The 14733-nt window shown below is 66.2% G+C and carries 17 protein-coding genes and 1 pseudogene; 4 read left to right on the forward strand and 14 right to left on the reverse strand.

Annotated elements, in window-relative coordinates:
- Window positions 1–545 precede the first annotated feature (545 nt).
- The 3 genes from ACWEK3_RS33495 to ACWEK3_RS33505 are packed head-to-tail and all read left to right on the forward strand — an operon-like array spanning window position 546 to window position 3255.
- The gene (locus ACWEK3_RS33495) at window positions 546–1481 is read left to right on the forward strand and encodes a metal ABC transporter solute-binding protein, Zn/Mn family (RefSeq protein WP_453251374.1); all 936 of its coding nucleotides are present in this window, start codon (window positions 546–548) and stop codon (window positions 1479–1481) included.
- 11 nt (window positions 1482–1492) lie between these two features.
- Complete coding sequence (locus ACWEK3_RS33500) at window positions 1493–2377, forward strand: metal ABC transporter ATP-binding protein (RefSeq protein WP_453251375.1); 885 nt, start codon at window positions 1493–1495, stop codon at window positions 2375–2377.
- The gene (locus ACWEK3_RS33505) at window positions 2374–3255 is read left to right on the forward strand and encodes a metal ABC transporter permease (protein ID WP_453251376.1); all 882 of its coding nucleotides are present in this window, start codon (window positions 2374–2376) and stop codon (window positions 3253–3255) included. The genes ACWEK3_RS33500 and ACWEK3_RS33505 overlap by 4 nt, the downstream gene beginning before the upstream one ends.
- Window positions 3256–3423: 168 nt before the next feature.
- On the opposite strand, the gene ACWEK3_RS33510 is transcribed toward ACWEK3_RS33505, so the two are convergent.
- From ACWEK3_RS33510 to ACWEK3_RS33530, 5 genes are all read right to left on the reverse strand, one after another.
- A complete protein-coding gene (locus ACWEK3_RS33510; RefSeq protein ID WP_390879061.1) occupies window positions 3424–3729 on the reverse strand; it encodes a transposase in 306 nt (101 codons plus the stop codon).
- A 116-nt stretch (window positions 3730–3845) separates the two neighbouring features.
- Window positions 3846–4442: a DUF4328 domain-containing protein gene (locus ACWEK3_RS33515; RefSeq protein ID WP_453251377.1), complete on the reverse strand. Its 597-nt coding sequence runs from the start codon at window positions 4440–4442 to the stop codon at window positions 3846–3848.
- 474 nt (window positions 4443–4916) lie between these two features.
- Entirely contained in the window at window positions 4917–5144 is a 228-nt protein-coding gene (locus ACWEK3_RS33520; protein ID WP_376505102.1) for a helix-turn-helix domain-containing protein, read from the reverse strand.
- A complete protein-coding gene (locus ACWEK3_RS33525; RefSeq protein ID WP_453251378.1) occupies window positions 5144–5707 on the reverse strand; it encodes a DUF2975 domain-containing protein in 564 nt (187 codons plus the stop codon). Before ACWEK3_RS33525 ends, ACWEK3_RS33520 begins: the two co-directional genes overlap by 1 nt.
- Before the next feature lie 699 nt (window positions 5708–6406).
- Window positions 6407–6787: a hypothetical protein gene (locus ACWEK3_RS33530; RefSeq protein WP_453251379.1), complete on the reverse strand. Its 381-nt coding sequence runs from the start codon at window positions 6785–6787 to the stop codon at window positions 6407–6409.
- 675 nt (window positions 6788–7462) lie between these two features.
- Here ACWEK3_RS33530 and ACWEK3_RS33535 point away from each other — a divergent pair.
- Window positions 7463–7636 (forward strand): annotated as a pseudogene (locus ACWEK3_RS33535) (IS5/IS1182 family transposase); the annotation flags it as partial.
- 13 nt (window positions 7637–7649) lie between these two features.
- Here the strand turns inward: ACWEK3_RS33535 and ACWEK3_RS33540 are convergent.
- The 9 genes from ACWEK3_RS33540 to ACWEK3_RS33580 form a co-directional block, all read right to left on the reverse strand.
- Window positions 7650–7937 carry a hypothetical protein gene (locus ACWEK3_RS33540; protein ID WP_453251380.1) on the reverse strand — a complete coding sequence of 96 codons (288 nt, stop codon included), beginning with the start codon at window positions 7935–7937 and terminating at the stop codon, window positions 7650–7652.
- Window positions 7938–9118: 1181 nt separating this feature from the next.
- Window positions 9119–9658 (reverse strand): hypothetical protein, encoded by a 540-nt coding sequence (locus ACWEK3_RS33545; protein ID WP_453251381.1) that lies wholly within the window; start codon window positions 9656–9658, stop codon window positions 9119–9121.
- 308 nt (window positions 9659–9966) lie between these two features.
- Window positions 9967–10359, reverse strand: coding sequence for a hypothetical protein (locus ACWEK3_RS33550; RefSeq protein ID WP_453251382.1), 393 nt, complete (start codon window positions 10357–10359; stop codon window positions 9967–9969).
- A 335-nt stretch (window positions 10360–10694) separates the two neighbouring features.
- Complete coding sequence (locus ACWEK3_RS33555; RefSeq protein ID WP_453251383.1) at window positions 10695–10859, reverse strand: hypothetical protein; 165 nt, start codon at window positions 10857–10859, stop codon at window positions 10695–10697.
- A gap of 42 nt (window positions 10860–10901) precedes the next feature.
- Complete coding sequence (locus ACWEK3_RS33560) at window positions 10902–11525, reverse strand: hypothetical protein (protein WP_453251384.1); 624 nt, start codon at window positions 11523–11525, stop codon at window positions 10902–10904.
- Window positions 11526–11588: 63 nt separating this feature from the next.
- Complete coding sequence (locus tag ACWEK3_RS33565) at window positions 11589–11639, reverse strand: hypothetical protein (RefSeq protein WP_453251393.1); 51 nt, start codon at window positions 11637–11639, stop codon at window positions 11589–11591.
- Window positions 11640–12008: 369 nt separating this feature from the next.
- The gene (locus ACWEK3_RS33570; RefSeq protein ID WP_453251385.1) at window positions 12009–12416 is read right to left on the reverse strand and encodes a DUF6416 domain-containing protein; all 408 of its coding nucleotides are present in this window, start codon (window positions 12414–12416) and stop codon (window positions 12009–12011) included.
- Between the two features lie 380 nt (window positions 12417–12796).
- Window positions 12797–13336 carry a hypothetical protein gene (locus ACWEK3_RS33575; protein WP_453251386.1) on the reverse strand — a complete coding sequence of 180 codons (540 nt, stop codon included), beginning with the start codon at window positions 13334–13336 and terminating at the stop codon, window positions 12797–12799.
- Window positions 13337–14097: 761 nt separating this feature from the next.
- Complete coding sequence (locus ACWEK3_RS33580) at window positions 14098–14619, reverse strand: hypothetical protein (RefSeq protein WP_453251387.1); 522 nt, start codon at window positions 14617–14619, stop codon at window positions 14098–14100.
- Window positions 14620–14733 lie beyond the last annotated feature (114 nt).

Below are 14733 nucleotides of genomic sequence, written 5' to 3' on the forward strand. Positions count from 1 at the left end.
GGAATCCAGTGTCATAGGGCCAGTCGACGAGCGGGCGCGCACGCCGGACACCAAGGTCCGCTGCCGTGGACACCACAGACGCCGGACAACCGGAGCGCCCCTCCGAAGCAGGGCGCGCGACGCTCGACTCGCACAGTAATCGCAAATGATTGTCATTACTAGAAGCGGCAAGCGGTGCAGAGCTCTTGATGCCGCGCCAGGCCGGACACCACCCGCGCCCGCAGCGCCGACGCTTCAGCCTCAGCCGCGCCCCGTGGACGCGGAGGAGCGTGGAGCGCTGGACCGAGACCCTGGCCGCAACCACCGGATTCGCCGAGTTTTTTCGAGCGCACCTTGGAGCTCACGAGCATCTGCAGCCCCTGCTGGGGCGACGCCATCGCACGAGTAGCCGGTATGCCAGTTCTCCGCAATGATTGTCACATCGATGCGATCAGGTCATGGTTTTGACATTCACTACCACCTAGCGTGGTGTATATGCCCGGATCGATTCGGGTCGGACCAGGCGCTTTTGCGAAGGCCCCTGCAGCACGCGTCGTGGAGGATCCATGCCCACGTCCCCGTCCTGCTGTCTCGCTCTCCTCACGGGCGCCTGCCTGGTTCTCGTGGCCGGTTGCGGCAACTCCTCCGACGCCAAAAGCTACGGGCGCGCCTCGCAGACCCCGGCCGCCTCCTCCAAGGTCACGGTGGTCGCCTCGACGAACGTGTACGGCGACATCGTCGAGCAAATAGGCGGCGGCAAGGTCGCCGTTACGCCGATCATCAGCGACCCCGACCAGGACCCACACTCCTACGAGGCCAACACCCAGAACCAACTGGCCCTATCCAAGGCGAAGGTCGTCATCGAGAACGGCGGCGGCTACGACGACTTCATCAACCGGATGCTCAAGAGCAGCAACTCCTCCGCCGCGGTCATCAACGCGATCAATGTCTCCGGCAAGACCGCTCCGAAGGGCGGCGAGCTCAACGAGCACGTCTGGTACGACTTCCCCACCGCCGCCAAGATCGCCGACCGCATAGCCACGGCCTTGGGCAAGGCAGATCCCGCCAACGCCGTCACTTTCACCAGGAACGCCGAGACCTTCAAGGCGAAGCTCAAGCCGCTCGAGGCGAAGGAAGCGCAGATCAAGAAGGATCACGGGGGCGAGGCCATCGCCATGACCGAGCCCGTGCCGCTGTACATGACCGAAGCCGACGGGCTGGTGAACAAGACTCCCGAGGAGTTCAGCAAGGCCGTCGAAGAAGGCAGTGACGTCTCCCCCAAGGTCTTGCAGGCCACTCTCGCGTTGTTCACCGGCAAGCAGGTCAAGGCGCTGGTCTACAACGCACAGACCTCCGGTCCGCAGACCGAGAAGGTCGAACAGGCGGCCAAGACGGCCGGCATCCCCATCGTTCCCGTCACCGAGACCCTGCCCACGGGCAAGGACTACGTCGGGTGGATGACCTCCAATGTCGACGCGCTGGCCGGCGCGCTGAAAAAGTGAGGTGACCGGAGGTGGCTCCCGTACCCCGGGCCCACGAGAGCAGGACGGAAACCAGCGTCGTCCGCGCAGACACCGCCCCGCTGATCAGCCTCAGCAGCGCCGCCGTGGCCTACGGCACGCGGACAGTGTGGCGTGATCTGGACCTCGACGTACGGCCCGGGGAGTTCCTCGCCGTGCTCGGGCCGAACGGGTCGGGCAAGACGAGCCTGTTGAAAGCCCTGCTGGGCCGACAGCCGCTGTCCGCGGGAACGCTGAGCGTCCTCGGCCGCCCTTCCCACAACGCCGGACGGCGCATCGGGTACATCCCTCAGCAGGCGACACTGTCCGCGCAGGCGATGCTGCGCGCCCGCGACTTGGTGCGCTTCGGGATCGACGGCCACCTCTTCGGCCCGCGGCTGCGCACGAACGCCGTCCACCGGCGGGTCGACGAGATCCTGGAGCAGGTCGGGGCCTTGGCGTACGGCGACGTCCCGCTCGGACTGCTGTCCGGTGGCGAACGCCAGCGCGTCCGCATCGCGCAGGCACTGGCCACCGACCCGCGCATCCTGTTGTGCGACGAACCACTGCTCTCCCTGGACCTGAACCACCAGCGGGCGGTCACCGAACTGATCGATGCCCGCCGCCGCTCCCACGACACGGCGGTGGTCTTCGTGACCCACGAGATCAACCCAGTCCTCGACCTGGTAGACCGGGTACTGTACCTGGCGCCCGGCGGCCATCGCGTTGGCACGCCGGAGGACGTCCTGACCTCCGGCTCGCTCTCCCGCCTGTACGGCACGCAGATCGACGTCGTTCGCGTCCACGGCCGGATCGTGGTGGCCGGCGTACCCGACGCACCGGCTGCCCAGCTTCACCACAGCCACGAACGCCACGAGTCCGGCGGAGCCCGGCCATGACGCTCGCCGACGGGATCTGGCAGCAGATCTTCAACTTCGACAACTACGGCGAACTGCTCGCCCTGGTCCGCAACTCCCTCGTCGCCGGCGCCGCACTCGGCCTGATTGGCGGCCTGGCCGGTGTCTTCGTCATCATGCGCGACCTGCCCTTCGCCGTGCACGGCATCAGCGAACTGTCCTTCGCGGGTGCCTCGGCCGCGCTGCTGCTGGAGACGAACGTCGTGGCGGGCTCGATCGTCGGCTCGCTCGTCGCGGCCGGCGCGATCGGAGTCCTGGGAGCGCGGGCCCGGGACCGCAACTCGGCGATCGGCATCCTCATGCCGTTCGGCCTGGGGCTGGGGGTCCTCTTCCTCGCCCTCTACAAGGGCCGGGCGGCCAACAAATTCGGCCTGCTCACCGGCCAGATCGTCGCCGTCGATACTCCGCAGATGACCTGGCTGCTCAGCACTTCCGCCGTGGTCCTGGTGGCTCTGGTGGTGATGTGGCGGCCGCTATCCTTCGCCAGCGCCGACCCGGACGTCGCCGAGGCGCGCGGCGTCCCGGTGCGAGGACTGTCCTTCGCCTTCATGATCGTGCTCGGCCTCGCCGTCGCCCTGTCCGTGCAGGTCGTCGGCGCCCTGCTGGTCCTCACCCTCGTCGTCACCCCTGCAGCGGCCGCCGCCCGCGTCACTGCCTCCCCCGTACTGCTACCACTGCTCAGCATCGTCTTCGCAGTGATCTCCATCGAGGGCGGCATTCTCCTCGCCCTGGGCAGCAGCATCCCCATCAGCCCGTACGTCACGACGATCTCGTTCACGATCTACGCCGTCTGCCGCTTGGTCGGCAAGTACCGCACCCGCCGTCTGGGAGCCAGGAGGACGGCCCCGCAGCCCGCCTGACGGAGCAGGTGGCGGCTGCAGTCGCGGCGTGCAGTGGTCGACGTCGTCTGCCGAGGAAGGCTGCGCGTCGGCCTCCGTTCCCGTCGAGGTCCTGGGTCTGCGGCCACGAGGCGGCTCGCGCCGACGTCTTTCGCTCCTTCTCCGCGTCGATGAACGCGTAGCGCACGGCTACTTCGTCGACTCCCTCGCGAAGAAGGCCGCGGCTTTTTTCAGGACCTCAATCGTCTGCTGCTGTTCCCGGTTCTCCCGCCGCAGACGACGCAGTTCTTCCTTCTCATCGCTGGTCAGAGCACCCACGGCCCCCTGGCCCCGATCCGCCCTGTCCTGGTTCACCCAGTTCCGCAGGCCCTCCGGGCTCACCCCGATCTCACGGGCGACCTCGGTCACCGTCTTCCCTGACGAATGGACCAGCGCGACCGCGTCCCGCTTGAACTCGGCCGTGTATCGCTTGCTCGTGTTGCTCTTCTTGCTCACTACCTGGAACTGCTTCCTCCGGGACCGACCGTCCCATTATCAGGCTGTCCAGCCCCACGGGGGAACTTCAGCGCAGCCAATCGCGTCGTCGTGGGAGAGCACATCGGGGGACTGACTCATGCCTGGGCGAGAGGTGCGACGGGCACGGTGGCACCGAGCGCGGAGCTCTGCACCGCCGTGATGCGCTCGATGACGAGCCCCAGCAGCACGGCCGCCGCGATCATGAGCGACTCCGCCACCACGAGGAAGGCCATCGACCCCGGGGCCACCCAGGCGCCCACCACCATGAGCACTAGCGCATGCGTGATCCAGGCCACCCACCACAGATTCACCAGTGTTGTGTCCCGCTTCTCCTCCCACGACGCGGAGCTCGCGCGCCCGATGTCAAGGACCAACTGGCGCGGGACAAAAAAGTTGACCACCGGTATGAACCACGCACCGATCGTCCAGCCCCGACTCGGGACCGAGGCCCAGGGGGACAGCTCCTGGGCGTTGCGCCGGGACCGGGCGAGCCACACGAGGAAGAGCACGATCGCGAGAGTCATCAGATAGATGAAAATCATGGAGATGAAGCCCGACTTGTGCAGGGACGCATCCGTGTGGTCCAGGTAGTGATCCCGGACTGCCGCCGCGCGGAACGTGTCAGCCACGGCGGCGGCCGCTATCGCCACCTGCGCGGAGCGGGCAAGGATCCAGGGAGCTTTGCGTGTCATCGTCTTTGGCCTGTCTCGGAGGCGTGTGCGGCCGCAGCGGACGCTTAGGTGGAGTGATCATAGGGTCTGCTCGCCGCACGTTAGTACGACTTTCAAGACCATCCCCGCCCGACGGCCTCTGACGGCAACGACGACGGACGTCAGCGTACGCAGCGGTATGTCACGGGGTGTCGACGTCTGTCGCTGTCGGGCCGGATCATGATCCGGCCCGCACGATCAACTCGCCAGAAAAGCGGAGAGTCGGCCACGTGCCCGCCGCGTGCCCGATGCCGCGGGACGTGCCGGGGACTCACGAGGAACAGCGGCGTCACAGGCGCTCCCGCACAGGTCAGAGACTTGCCAGGTCGGCCGTCGTCCACATACGCACCCTTCCAAGCTGGTGCTCCAATAGCAGTCACCCCGGCCCACTTTGATTGAGCCCTGAGGCCCCACCGGTAGTGCGCTGGTGGAGTGCAGGAACGGCTCGCCGACTGCTCAGTGTGGGCGGTAACTGAGGAGGTCGCCCGGCTGGCATTCCAGTACCTCGCAGATGCGGCTCAGGGTGGTGAACCGCACGGCCCTTGCCCTGCCGTTCTTGAGGATCGACAAATTCACGTGGGTGACTCCGACCCGGTTGGCGAGTTCCGTCAAGGTCATCCCCCGCTCCTCGAGCAGCCGGTCGAGATGGACCTCGATCGCGTGCTCCTGCTTCTCCTCAGACATCAGACTGTCCCGTCGAGGTCCTCGCGCATGGTGATGCCGACGCGCATGATCCGGGAGAAGGATAGGACGCCGAGGCCGGTGAGGATCGCCAGGAAGGGAACGTCCCACGACAGCAGTCCGGAGAGAGCGCTGATGTCACTGTTGAGCCTCAGGGTGGCGAGGAGAGCCTTCTCGGCCATAGACGTAGCAATCGAGGTGAGCACACTGCCTGCCAGTATCCACCAACCCAGCCGGCGCAGCCGCTCTGCGGTCTGTGTGGTGTAGAGGCCGTCGCGCGCTGCACTTCGGATCACCCAGAGGGCGAGCAGGAGCGCTCCAACGACGAAGATGAAGGGAGCCAGCTGGGTTGCGGTGTTGAGCAGACTCTGCACCGTACTGGGGGCTTCCGTGCAGTACTCCGGGTGGGCGCTCACGTTGAACGTGGCCCCCGGTGCGGGTGCGAAGTCCGGGCTCGGCTGCTCATCGCCGCCGATCCTCGTGTTGGCATCCGTGGCACAAATGAACTTCTGGCCGACGCCGAGAACAGACCCGCCGTCGGCGAACAGCGAGGCGAACAGTCCCACGCCCATCAGCGCCGCGAGCAGCGCCAGGACGCTCCTAACCCCGTCGATATCGGCTCCAGAGGACTGCGGACCTTCGACATGACAACTGCCCCTATCGATTATCGATGTTATCGAAAGACGATACAGAGACCTGCGCGGACTCGGCAACCCCCGTGGTCACACGCCATTAGCTCTCCGGCGGCTCCTCCGTGTGGTGCGTGCGGTCACCGCTGTGGTGCTTCGCACGTTCGGCGCGTACGAGGCCGCCGAGCCCGGCGGCGACTTCGCGTTGCCTGCTCTCCTCGGAGTGCCGATAGGTCAGCTCCGCCTTCTTGAATGAGCGTCGGCTGCGGCGTGAGGCTCATGCCCAGAACGCGGCGGCGAAACGAGCTGTACAGCAAGGAAGTACAGCAACCACAGCAACCAGCCTCGACCAGTAGTGCCTCCGAGGGGCCATGAAGCGGCCTGTATGACCGTCACCGACCGATCTACATAGAGCTACGGATCAGAAGGTCACGCAGCTCACGAGACGGCCCAGTCGCCGGCCGGGCCGTCTCAGTTCCCGTCTCATTCAGCCCCGTACAGGGCCGTTCGGACCGGACCGTGGGCGAGGCTGGTCCCGGGACCCGGTCAGCCATGAACACAGGTGAACGACCCTGTACGAGGCTTACGACCCCGCCAACACAGTTGGAAAGAGCCTTGGTGTAGATCATTTCGGCCTCAGTGCCGATCGTGTCGCGCCGCAGATCCGGATGGCGGTGCTGTCAGCCGAGAAACGGCGGTGAAGGCAACGATGGCCACCGTCGCGCCGACGGCCGTGGCGAGTGCGTCGCCATACAAGTTCCCGAGGTGCGGGCGGGTCAGGTCGACGAGGAAGCCAACGCCGAGGCTGCCTGCGAGAGTCGCTGCGATGCCGGCGACCCAGTAACGATGCCGTTCCCAAAACCACCGGGTCAGCACCATTACGACGGGCGCGGCGACGGGCAGACCGGCCACGTCGCCGAAGAGGCTGAGAAAGGCGGCCACGACCGCGCATAGCGCCCAGCAGAAACCCGTCTTGCGAGCGGCCTCACGCCACGGAACTCCCCGAACGTCGTCCATTGATCCCCCCTTCAACCGTCCAGGCAAGTGGACGCGGGAGCCCAGGCCCCTGTCAAGATCACACTGACATCTCCCGCAGGGCGCGCGGGGCACCCAAGCACCACGGACCATGGCGGTTGCCAGAAGGTGTGAGAGGACACCGTTGCTGTACAGCAGCGAAATACAGCAACCACAGCAGCCGCCCATGACACCGACAGCCACTCTGAAGGCCCGAACGGCGGCCTCTACGACCCTCGTTGACCGATCTCTGTAGAGCTACGGATCAAATGTCGTCCGTGCCCCATCCATGCCCGATCGTGCGGGGAGCCGCGGGGAGCCACGGTGTCTGGCGGGCATCGCACAGCACAACGACCCCTGACCGTTTTACCTGGTCAGGGGCCGTTCACCTGCGCGGTGGGTGTGGGATTTGAACCCACGGTGACTCGCGCCACGACGGTTTTCAAGATTGCTCCTCGGTCCCCGACTTCCCCGCTTCCACAACACCGTGCCCGATGTCCGCCTCCGATGAGAAGGCGCCAGCCGGAGGAGCAAGGCATCCTCGCCTACTGCCCGCTGACGCCAGCGTGTCCGCGCTGGACGTGCTGAAGGTGGTTGCCGGGGTGGGGGATGGGGGCCCGGTGAATGGCGAGGAGAGCGACGTCGTCGCCGAAGCGTCTACGTCCTGGCCGAGCGGGAGGACGATGGCCGGCGGACCTGCCGGGCGCTGTGGAGGTGTGCCGGTCGGCCGTCGAGCAGGCCGTCGCCACCCTCAAGTCCTGGCGGCTCCTCCGCAAACTCCGGTGCTCGATCACCCGGATCACCAGCCTCGTCCAGGCCGTCCTCACCCTTCATCTGACCAGCTCAGAGTGAAGATGGAGAAGGCTCAATGGCTCTGTCGACGTCGCATTCCGCTCGATCGGAAGATTTTGCGCCCGGCGCGCCAAACTCCGGATACCCACAGGCCGTCCAGTATTCCTCCGGCAGCAATGAGCAGGAAGGGAATTCCGTACCATTTCCAGTCGGCATTCCCGATGAGCACCCCAACCGCCAGGGCGCCCAGTAATCCAGTGGGCAGGATCAACTTGTAGCGCCATGGTTGACTCACCCGCGTAAAGGCCCCGGCAAGGGCCATCAAAGCGAGAAAGACCAGACACCAGTCTTCCGCTTCCACCGATGCACTCCTTCGGAAGGTCGCCCGGGGCAGTGAAGGCCAGGTCGCCGGGGTCTCGCTGCGCCCCGAGCGCCTACACCTGCTTGCCCGACAGTCGGGCGTTGTGAGGCTACCTGAGGACGGGCCTCAGCCGACCAAGCGCCCGCAAGGGTCCGAGCAGCGGCTTCCTCTGAGAGCAAGGGGCCAGCGGGGCCGCTGCGGTGCAGCACAGAAGCACATCAACCGTGGCAACCATGGTGAACATCTTGAGCCACTAGCATCCGCTTGACCAGGTCTACAGACCTCAGCGACCTCTCCGCCTGTAGTTCAGGACGAGGAGGTCGTGCCAGACGCGTGCCAGGTTGTGCGGGGAACCACGGGGAACACCGGGGAATCGAGCGGCGGCCGAGCAGGGGCACCAGCGCTCTTGACCGCAGGTCAGCAGGGCAACCGGGGCCAGGAAACACGAGCTTCCCAAGCTCATGTCCTGGAGTGGCCATCCTGCGTTACTGTGCTGCTTCGCATGACGACCCCTCGGAGAGCCAGTGGACCTGCTGAACAGCCGTGTTGTCCGCGTTGCGACCACGATCCTGTTGAGCTTGACTGCACTCGCTCTCGCTGGCTGCAACCCTGATCCGACCGACCCAGAGAACGTCGATCCGATCGTCCTGGTGAACGACGCATCGGGCCCAGTGCACGTCTTCTGGTGTGCTGGCGACGGTGACAACGAATGCGCGGAGCAGCGCAGCCTAGGAGTCATCCCAGCGGGGGCGAAGCACAACGTGCACATTTCATCTTACGAAGTAGTGCTGCACGTCAAGGCAGCTTCAGGCCCAGGGGGATACGTCTGCGAAGACGACGCCCCGGGCAGTCGAATAGCTCTGGGCGCCTTGTATCCCTCCATCAAGTCTGCATACGACCACTGCCTGGACGGAGCCTCTACCACCTCTCCCCGCTGAGGTCGCGCGCGGACCCCGACCGGCCCGATAGAGCTGCGGATCAGAAGGGCGCGGCGCCACACCGGGCAAGTCGCCATGTGCCACAGTCGTGCCAGATACAGGGGTCTGCCACGGTCAACCAGGGTGGCTAACAGGCGTATTCCGCCCGCTAGCTCGGTCCAAGAAGGCCACAGGTCACAGGCAAGGCTCCCCTACCTCTCTCCTAAAGCGGTGCCGGGAGTGACGGCCCCTAAGACCGTGGCTTCAGATACCGCGCTCTGCCCTCACATAAAACACCGGGCCTCGGGCACCCAGCAGCCCGGGCACGGTTTGCCACAGGTCTGCCCCGTTCACCCGCTCCCATTTCGCGGTCGCCCGGGACTGCGCCCACTGGGCCACGGCCACCGGAACCAGCATGAGCGGCGGGATCAGCTGATGCGATGCCAGGCCGATGAGCATCATCCAACAGACCGCTCCACCCACGAATCCGGCCGTGCGCCCCAGCGACAGCCGCTGCGCCGCGTCCTGGCCGGTGTGCGGTTGTTCTTCGGCACTGTCGATCCGCACGGCATGCTCGTACGTGCGGCGAAGCCGGGCGGGGAGACGGAAGCGCAGCGGCAGTAGCACCAGTGACACAAGAGCCACCGCAACTGCTCCCACCAGGAGGGTCTCCAGCCGGTGAGCCGTACCGATCAAGACCAGCAGCAACCCTTCGGACAGCACCGCGCCGCCGCCCATCATCGATGCGCACGTCCGCTGGAAGTACACCACCCTTATCAGCCCGGGTCTGGCGTCCTCGGTCATCGTCCCAGCTCTCTACCCGTACACCCGCACGGGCAGGGAAGATCCAACGCCGTGTGGAGCGCGGCGTCAACAGACCGCGTGTCAGAACATCGCCAAGACTGTCGGGCCCAGCTAGACGGCAACGCAGACGGCAACGCCCGCGGACGGCGACGGCCCCCTGCAGCTCGTCTCGGAGGTGACGGGGAGCCGCTGGGCCGGGCCTCCCGGCGCTTGCCACGCCCTATCGAGACTCCGCCGACCTACGATGCCGCTTCGGCGGCAAGTCGGAGGCATGCCGAGTGTGTCGGAGGTGTACCGCGAACTGCGTTTCAGCACAGATGCTCGCGTGCGGCTTCCTGACGAATAAACGTGAACCTCCCCACATCTTGCCCCATTTGTGCGGTGAAGGAGTCCTGATCGCGTCGCGGCGCGCCTTCACAGAAGGCCAATCGCTCGCCGTCGAAAATCATGTCAAGAGCGCCTTTATCCGTTTTTCCTGAAATGACACCCTTCCTCCATTTCGCACCGGCCTTGGTGCCCGGGGCCTTCTCCAAGACGTCGTCCAGGTATCGGCGTTCCGCTTCGCTCAGGGACTCACCATCGATACCGGCGACCAGGTGAGGGCGAGGAGTCGATGTTCCCTCCGTTTCCGAGGGAGGAGGAGAGCACGCTACGAGCGCTACAAGAACAGATGGGAGGACGATTCTGACGGTGCGCTTCATGCGACGGACGTTAACAGCGGCACGCACATACGGTCACCGAGATCGGAGACAAGACCCAAGGTAAAGCGCTGGGACGGCCTTCGAAGATGCAGTACAGCAGCGAAGTACAGCAACCACGCTGACCAGCACCGAGTGCCCATACCTCTGAATGGCCACCTGCCCAGCCCAGCAGACTTCAGCGACCACTCCGCCTGTAGTTCGCATCGAGGGGCGCACCGCGACGCCCCCGCTCGGGCCATCTCGGGGCCGTGCGAGGCTGCCCGACGGCGACCGACAACGCAGAAGCCCGCGGCATCTGAGCTGATCAGAGCCGTGGGCTTCTTCAGTCCCGCTGGTCAGCCGGACCGGCGGGTCGGTTGCAGGCGCTCGATGCGGTCGAGGTCGCCGGCGAGAAGGTCACGGTGTCTGATGGTGAAATCTCCGTTGAGCAGGGTCTGTTCGCGGCCGTAGTACCGGCCCACGACGGTGGCGGGGAGGAAAGCGCGCAGGCTGTGCCGCATGCCCCTCGGGTAGTCGACGGATTCACCCCAGCCGGAGGGGGCCTAATCGGTGGAGAGCAGCACCCAGTGGTCCACGGGCACGGAGGTGTCGAGGTCCGGCGCCGCCCCGGTGTGGCTGTCCAGTGCCGGCACGGTCAGCCGGTCGGGGTCGAGGGGCGGGTACCACAGCAGCAGGGGCTTGGCGCGTCGCGCGTCGGCGTTGTCGAAGCAGCACACGGCGATGGTGTGGTCGGGGAAGTGGTCGGCATGGAAGCGCAGGAGTTCCGGGTCGAGTTGCGGACGCCGGTGTGGCGGCACCTGCCGCAGTGCGGCGGGGACCGCTGTGGGGTCGGCGGCTAGGACCACTGTGTAGATGTCGTGGTTGAAGACCTGGACGGGCTGCGGTCCCGCGCTCATCCACGCGGCGTCGTCGGCTGCTGCGGCGACGGGTTCGACGGCGGCGACCATGCGGTGCAGGACGTCACCGGTGCGTCCGGCGGAGAGGAAGTGCTTGGGGGTGAGCTGCCGCGTGGGCACGTGCAGCAGCATGGCGTTCGAGCCATCCCTCAGATCGACGGCGGTGTTCTGGTAGCCCAGGACGTGGATGAGGCCGTGCACGGGGTGGTGCTGCCGTCCGCAGTACACGATCGTGCCGGAGAACGCGGCCTCACCTGTCGAGATGCACATGGCGGCAAGGTACCGCCCCTGTCCGGCGGGAGCCGAAGGGATTTCGCCTGCGAAGGGCCTTCACTAGGCATCCCAGTTCATGCCGTAGAAGGCCGGGAAACCTAGCTCCCGCATCAGAAGCAGGTGCAGGGCGCGCTCGTCGTTTCACCTCGCTGACATCAATGGTGATCACGACGACATGCGTGCACGTGGTTGCACCGTTCTGACATCCACGAGTGACATCAACGACGCCGGACGTCAGCACCCTAGGCGGCCTGACCTGGCCAGCGTGGCTGGGTTGCCCCCTGGCAGTGCCGAGGATCGATCGAACTCCTAAAGCGGTGCTCACGCACGAGCGCCCTCCCGGGCCGTCCTCGGACCGTGGAAGGGCGCTCAGCGATAACCAACGCTGACAACTGCCGACAGCTTGGCAGCAGGTCAGGACGTTGATCGATTAGGCGGTCGCAGGTCACAGCCGCCGGTGGTCAGTTGCGGCTGTGCAGATCACGAAGCGCCGAGCTGAGCGGCCAGGAACACCGCTGCCACCGAGGGGCGGACGGCGTACGTTGCGCCCTCACTCCCCACAGGGGCCGCCCACCAGTAGAACGGGTACCGCCGCCCACTGTTGCTCTGACCTTTGTCCATTCCACGCACCACAGCTGCCACGCGCGCTGCCAGATTCCCCTCATTCGGCCAGCCCAGAGCTTTGTCCGCCAGCTCCGTGCAGTGGATCGCACGGCCAGGGGTGCGCAGCATGTACTCGAACATCCGTCGGGCCTTCGGGGCGAGCTCAGCCAGGAACACCGCGGCACGCTCCAAGTCCTCCGGGCCCCATTCCGGAGCGCCGTAGTGCTTCTCTAGGCCAGAGTGCTCAGCCCATCGCGGATCAACCTCAGACAGATACTCCGTCATGCTCGCCCCCAACAGTTCGTCCCCAGCGTGTGTGTCGTTCGCACCGTACAGAGCCGCCAAGACACTGCGTGTCGAATCCGTGTCGAAGTTCTACCGGCCGGCCGCTCAGTTGAGGAAGTGCCACAGGTCAAGAGGAGGACGGGGCGCAGCCACAAGGCGCCTTCTAAGCGCTTGGCCGCAGGTTCGAGTCCTGCCGGGGGCGCCAGTCTCCGCCCTCCCTCTCGGGAGGGCTTTCGCTGGCCAGGGCGGGTTTCACCGCGCACGCCGAAGCCCCGGGCGCTCCCCCGACGATCACGGGAAGGCTCCGGGGCTGTCCGGCTGTCACCGGGTTTTCGCGGGTGGCCGTGTCGAATACGTGCCGAAGGTCTCGGCCGGGACGGTCAGCCGACGTCCGGCAGCTCCGGGAGATCCCCCGCGGCTTCGAGCCGCCTCTTGAGGTCGGGAAGCTGCCCCTCGACACAGCGGGCGTACGTGGCCAGAAGCACCGGGACGCTGTTGCCGGCCCAGTCCGCCACCTGAGCGGGCAGTATCCCGCCGTTGAGCCACTTCGTCAGGCGCGTATGCCGGTTGTCGTACACGCGCTTTCCCGTGAGCGACTCGAAAACGTGGGGAGGCAGCACCGCCTTGCGCGCGCCGTGCCAGGCCCGCCGGATGACGCAGCCCGCGAGGATGCCGCCCGTCTCTCCCTGGAAGAGCAGGTCACTCGGCTGGAGCCCCTCGTCCTCGATGTGCTGCCGCAGGATGCGCGTCAGAGCGGGATGTCCCGGCACGGTGCGGGTCTCCCCCTCGGCACGGCCCTTGAGATCGCGCTCTTCGTGGATCTCCCCCGTGTCGGTCCACTGCTTGCCGACCTCCGGCGTCGCCGTGTGGATCAGAAGTTCACCCCACTGGTCCTCGGCACCGGGAACGGGCAACGTCACATCTTTCACCCGAACGGCCACTGCTTCCTCGGGACGCGGACCGCAGTAGTACAGCGTGGCGAAAAACGCGTGCAGGCGCCTGCCTCCGCGTGGTCGGCGCCGGATCCAGTCGAGGAGGGCCGCAGCCTGCTCCGGACTCATCAAGGACCGCTTGTCCACGGCGTTGGTGGTCTTGGTGGCAGCGGCCGTGTCCCTTCCCCTTGGGCAGGGGGTTGGCCCGCAGGATGCGCCGCCGTATCGCGTGCTTCATGGCGACGTTCAGGATCCGGCGATGACGCTTGCGTGACCAGGCGGCGGCCTGCCTGCCGTCGAGGCGTGTGTCGAGGGCTCGTAAGACCTCGTCGGCCTTGTCCGGGTCCTCCCAAGCCGAGACGGGAAGCGAGTTCCGCTCCACCCACCTGAGGATGCTCTCCACGTCGCAGGGAGCCGCACCGCGCCGGTTCGCGTTGAACGCCCATTCGCGCAGGGCGGTACGCACCGCAGCGGGTTCGAACTGAGCGGGCTTGACGCGCAAGAGCGCCACGCTGTGCACGGTCAGAGTCTTGGCGAGGGTTCTTCCGGCTGCTGCCGCAAAGTCGAGTCCAGCGCGCGTCCACGTACTCAACGGCGAACTTGTACCAGCTCATGGCTCACGACACCCACCACCACGAAGTCGAGCGGCCTGCCCGGATGAAGATCATTGAGGAACGCGCCGAAGCGTTGAGCAAGCTCAGCCCATGGCACCTGTGAGCCCGGCCTTTGGCTCCGGTAAGGATCTGCCCCTAGTACCGCCCCCACCAGGCCGGGGACACGCTCAACGCCCATACGTCGCCCGCTTGGTGGACCTCTGGATCGTCGACATCGTGATCGCCATCCCCGAAGGGGTCGGGGTCGTCGATGACGAAGATGCGAGCGCCGGACTCAGGCACGCGATAGCGGTGGACGTCCCCCGAGAGGTCGTCGGGCTCGACCTTGCACCCCAAGGAAAGGATCATGGACCGCAACTCCTCAAACCGAGCACGGGGCGTGAACTCGCCGTACTCGCGCACCAGGGATGGCGGCACACAGTGGCCGTGGACCAACCGGTGGACCTGCACGCTGATCCCGAAGCAGGACATGAGCCCATCGGCGTCTGAGAAGGAGAGCTCCACCAGCCCGTAGTCCCGGCGCAGCAGCTTCTTACCTGGATCGTCGAGGTAGTCCGGCCCCACTGTGGCTTCCCATGCGCCGGGCCCGGATCCGATGCCGATCCCGAGGACGTCGCGGTGAGTGGCGACGTGAGCGTAGAAGTCCAGATCGGACACCCGCTGATCTCCTTGGTTTGGGGCCGCATGCAGACCAAACCGTAGCGAGAACACCAGTCAGAAACCGGGAAACGGGTGTAGGCACCCGATCCGGCTCAGCCGTTGCGAGACAGC

The sequence above is a fragment of the Streptomyces sp. NPDC004721 genome (assembly GCF_053601495.1).